Source organism: Cryobacterium sp. TMT2-10, from assembly GCF_004403075.1.
GTDB classification, from domain to species: domain Bacteria; phylum Actinomycetota; class Actinomycetes; order Actinomycetales; family Microbacteriaceae; genus Cryobacterium; species Cryobacterium shii.
In genome coordinates, this window is the sequence record NZ_SOGW01000131.1 from 1 (window position 1) to 4,070 (window position 4,070).

The window sequence follows — 4,070 nt, forward strand, 5'->3', positions numbered from 1 at the left end:
TGGGTAAATTTCCGACGTGATGCGGTCATGCTGATCTCTACTTTCAGTAGTCCCTCATTTTAAGAGGGCCCACTGTCCGAGAACTCCGCGGCAGGTCACTAGGTCAGCGGCGGGGTGTCCTGGGGGTTGGCCTCGTTGGGGGTGTCGCTATCCGTGTACTCGCCTTCAACGTCCGGGTCAGTTGTGGCACGCCCGTCAGCTGGGGTCGTCGCGTCGGCTTCAGGTTCCGTGTCGGTGTATTCGCCGTCGGACTCGGGGTTGGGTTTCATTAGGGGCTTCCTTCTGCCAGGGTCCCCTGACGGTATCTCTCCGACTGCGTGATCGCAATGACAACTTCACCAGCCATCGCAGTCATAGGAACTTTTCCCGCTGAGTGATTTACCGTTCAAGGCCCTCATCCCGGGTGCGCGGGTCATCTGCCTGTGTCGCTTGGTCACCGCGCGTAGCCTGGCGGGCCTTGACGGTGAGTCCCGCGGCGCGCTGCGCGTCCCGCTGCTTGTCGGCCGTGGCCCGGTTCGCTCCCCGCATCGCGTCCAGCGCGGTGGACGGATTCCGACGGCCAGCCTCAGGCGTCCTCGGCGGGGTGCCCTGAGTCTGCTTCTCCTGCAGCTCTGTCACGCGAGCCGCGAGCTCCGCACCAACACCGCGTTCACGGTAGGCCACAGGAATGGCCGCGGTCTGGGACGGGTCGACCTTGTACCGGTCGCGGAAAACATCGACTTCAGCGGCGAGGCGCACCCACTCCTGACGACTGTTGCTTTCGGCCGGGACGTCGCCGAGCTGCTGCGCCCAGTCGGGCTGTTCGACGGCGATCGCCGTGCCGCGTTCCTCGAGGCGGACGGCCAAGTACTCGTACCGTTCGGCGAGATGATCGTGCCAGGCGGGGTCGGTGCCTGCGGCGTCGAGCACCCGCCGGTCGGCGATCCACGCCGGCACCGCCGGACGCTCCCCCACTGCCGACGCCTGGTCGACGGGTGCCGTTTCGATGCGGCGCTCCATCCGGTGGGAGAGGACGGCGCCGGCGTCGTCGGCGGTGCCGCGTTCTCGTTCGTTCCACGAGTCCCGCAGCAAAGTGGCCGGGTCAAGGCCCTGGGTTTCGGCGCGGGTAAGGGCGGCGGTGACGGCTCCCCAGCTCTCGGAGCTGGTGAGGTTCCGGGCATCTGTCTCGTCGAGGGTGTGGCCCACGAGTCGATTGAAGCGGACGGTTTTGGCGCGTTCGGCGACGTCGCCGTACTGATCGATGAGGGTGACCAGGTCATCGACTCGGGCTTGTTCGGCGCGGATGGTTTCGGTGGCGGAGAGCATCCCGTCGCTGTGACCGGCGATGGTGTCCAGGACGTCACTCATCGGCTGGGCATCCTCGGTCTCGACGTAGAGGTGGTTGGCTTCCTTGCCGCGGGTCAGCCCGACGTAGACGAGTTCGCGGGAGGTGGAAGAGTCGGCGAGGACGTGCGCGGTGTCCGCGGTCATGCCCTGGGCCCGGTGAATGGTCGACGCGTAGCCGAGCTCGACGTTGTTCTGCACGTACTCGGCGGGGAGGGTGATGCGGCCGCCGTGCCCGGCATGGGTGACGGTCAACGCCCCGTCGGCTTGCACCTTCCCCACGATCCAGACGTCACCGTTTTTGACCCGGTCGGTTCCGCGCCCGGTGCGGAGGGTGGCGTCGTTGAGGCGGGTCACGATCCTGTCCCCCTGGTACGCGGCCAATCCGTCGCGCAGCTGCGAGGAATTCTTCCCGGATACGAGGCCGGCGCCCATCCGGTTGGCCTGGGCCCTCGTGTTGAGGTCGGTGACGGTCACGTTCTGTTGGGCGAGCATGACGACGTTTTTGCTGGCTTCGTCGTCGTGCTGCCAGGCGGCGAAGACGTGGTCGGTCATCCGGTCGATGCCGCCAGCGGTGACCCGGTTGTTGTCGACGTACCAGCGGAATGGGTCCCCCACCGTGGCAGGGTCGCGGAGCTGCCGGGTTGCTTCGGCTTCGGCTGGGGATGTGAACCGGTGGATCTCCTCCAGCTTGACCGAGCCGACTTCGCGTTCCAGCAGGCGCAGCGCCCCTCCGGACTCAACGGCGGCGAGCTGCCGGTCGTCACCGATCAGGCGCACGTGCGCCCCGTGACGCTCAGCAATGCTCGTGACCTTAGCCAGGTTCAGGGTGCCGGCCATGCCGGCCTCGTCGACGACGATGATGTCCCCCGCCCGCAGCTTCAACTCGTCCGGGTGGCGACTGTCCGGGGTCGCGTCCCCGTGGGTGTCGTAGGCGCGGACGAAGGAGTGGATCGTGGCCGCCGGGACCTCGACGGCGTCGCGGAACACGGCGGCCGCCGTCGCAGACGGGGCCAACCCGATCAGGCGGCCGCCAGCTTGCTCGGTGGCGCGGGCGGCCAACGCGAGAGCGGTGGTCTTCCCGGCACCGGCAGGCCCGGTCGCGACGACAAGGAGCGTGCCGGAGGTCGTGAACTCACGTGCCGGGGCCCGCTGCCCGGCATCCAACGGTCCGGTGTGGCGGGCGGCGGTGCGGTCGAACTCGGCCACCGTGATGGGGGCGATCGTGCGGGTGCGGCCGGCGGCCAACAACGTGTCTTCGGCGGCGAGGAGGCCGGTGGAGGTGAAGAGCATGCGGCCCTTGTGCTCGTAGATGCTCGACCCGTCCCGGCGAGTCAGAGGCTCGAAGGAACCGTGCGGGGCGGGCGGCGTCACCGCGATCGAGTCCGTCTCCAGCGCACGCCGGGTGATGAGCTCAACCGTGCCTTCTGGTACGGGGCCGCGACTGTTTTCTTTCTGGACCCAGCGGCGGGCTTCGGCCTCGATCATGTGCGGACCCCAGACCGCGTGATGCTCCGACACCGTCCCTACGACCTCACGCGCAGCCCGATCCACATCCACCACCCGCGACTCCCCCGGCCTGCTGCCCATGGTTGCCGCTGCGGCGCGCGCATCCTTGAGGAGGTTGGTGACGGTGGCGGCGCCGACGCGTTCGGCGGCCTTCGCGGCCCACTCGTGTCAACGACTGGTGAATACTGACCCCGTGGCGTCGTTTGAATTCGGACCCCTCCGTAAGACCCTTGGAGGGTGATAACAGTGGAGAACTGGGCAGAGATACGTCGGTTGCATCGATCGGAGAAGATCCCGATCAAGGAGATCGCAAGGAAGTTGGGGATCGCGCGGGTCACGTCCCGCTGAGTGGTGGAATTTCTCAACACCATGCAGGTCAGTGGTTTTAGTCTAGGCGGTGGCGAGTTCGGGGAGGATCACCGCCTCGTCGAGGACCTCGATGGGGTTGTTCATGACGGCCAGCTCGAGCATCGAGGCCTCGGAGAAGTAGCGTCTTTCGCCAGCTTCCCACTCGTCGTGCTGCTCGATCAACTCCGACCCGGCCAGGCGCAGCAGGGCCGCGGCGTTGGGGAAGACGCCGACGACGTCGGTGCGGCGTTTGATCTCCTTGTTCACCCGTTCGAGCGGGTTCGTGGACCAGATCTGGCGCCAGTGCCGCTTTGGGAAGCCGGCGAAGGCGAGGAGGTCGGGTTGCGCGTCGACGAGCATCGCCGCGACCTTCGGGTGCGAGCAGTCCAGCATCGTGGTCACCTCGCGAAACTGTTTCTCGATGTGCTCGCGGTCGGGTTGGGCGAAGATGGTGCGGATGATCGAGGCGACCATGTCCTGCGATCCCTTCGGCACCACGGCGAGGACGTTGCGCATGAAGTGCACCCGGCAGCGTTGCCAGCCGGCGCCCTGGAACACGGTCCCGATGGCCTTCTTCAGGCCCGTGTGCGCGTCAGACATGACCAGCTTGACCCCGTCGAGGCCGCGGGTCTTCAACGACCGCAGGAAGCTGGTCCAGAAGCCCTCGTTCTCGCTGTCACCAACGTCGAAACCCAGGACTTCACGGCGTCCGTCGGCCGCGACGCCGACCGCGACGACGATGGCCTGGGACACGATCCGGTGGCCGACGCGGGCCTTGCAGTAGGTCGCGTCTGTCAATGGCCAATCCGAACTGCCCACTGGCGGCCAGTAGGAATGCCCGCTGGTGGCCATGAAAACTGCCCACTCATGGCCAACAGATCTGCCCACCT

General features: G+C 67.0%; 2 protein-coding genes and 2 pseudogenes. 1 reads left to right on the plus strand and 3 read right to left on the minus strand.

The features are described from left to right. Positions 1 to 98: 98 nt before the first annotated feature. Together E3T37_RS16990 and E3T37_RS16295 are read right to left on the minus strand one after the other, a co-directional pair. Positions 99 to 269, minus strand: coding sequence for a hypothetical protein (locus tag E3T37_RS16990; RefSeq protein ID WP_160141048.1), 171 nt, complete (start codon positions 267 to 269; stop codon positions 99 to 101). Between the two features lie 109 nt (positions 270 to 378). Next, a complete protein-coding gene (locus E3T37_RS16295) occupies positions 379 to 2,811 on the minus strand; it encodes an ATP-dependent RecD-like DNA helicase (RefSeq protein WP_160141047.1) in 2,433 nt (810 codons plus the stop codon). 258 nt (positions 2,812 to 3,069) lie between these two features. Here E3T37_RS16295 and E3T37_RS17895 point away from each other — a divergent pair. Continuing rightward, positions 3,070 to 3,171, plus strand: a pseudogene (locus E3T37_RS17895) (helix-turn-helix domain-containing protein); the annotation flags it as partial. Between the two features lie 51 nt (positions 3,172 to 3,222). Here E3T37_RS17895 and E3T37_RS16300 read toward each other — a convergent pair. Further along, a pseudogene (locus E3T37_RS16300) lies at positions 3,223 to 4,002 on the minus strand (IS256 family transposase); the annotation flags it as partial. Between the last annotated feature and the right edge of the window lie 68 nt (positions 4,003 to 4,070).

Bases quoted from the DNA above. Each gene is read 5' to 3' on its own strand.
- E3T37_RS16990 (WP_160141048.1), bottom strand. From the start codon at position 269: ATGAAACCCAACCCCGAGTCCGACGGCGAATACACCGACACGGAACCT.
- E3T37_RS16295 (WP_160141047.1), bottom strand. From the start codon at position 2,811: ATGATCGAGGCCGAAGCCCGCCGCTGGGTCCAGAAAGAAAACAGTCGC.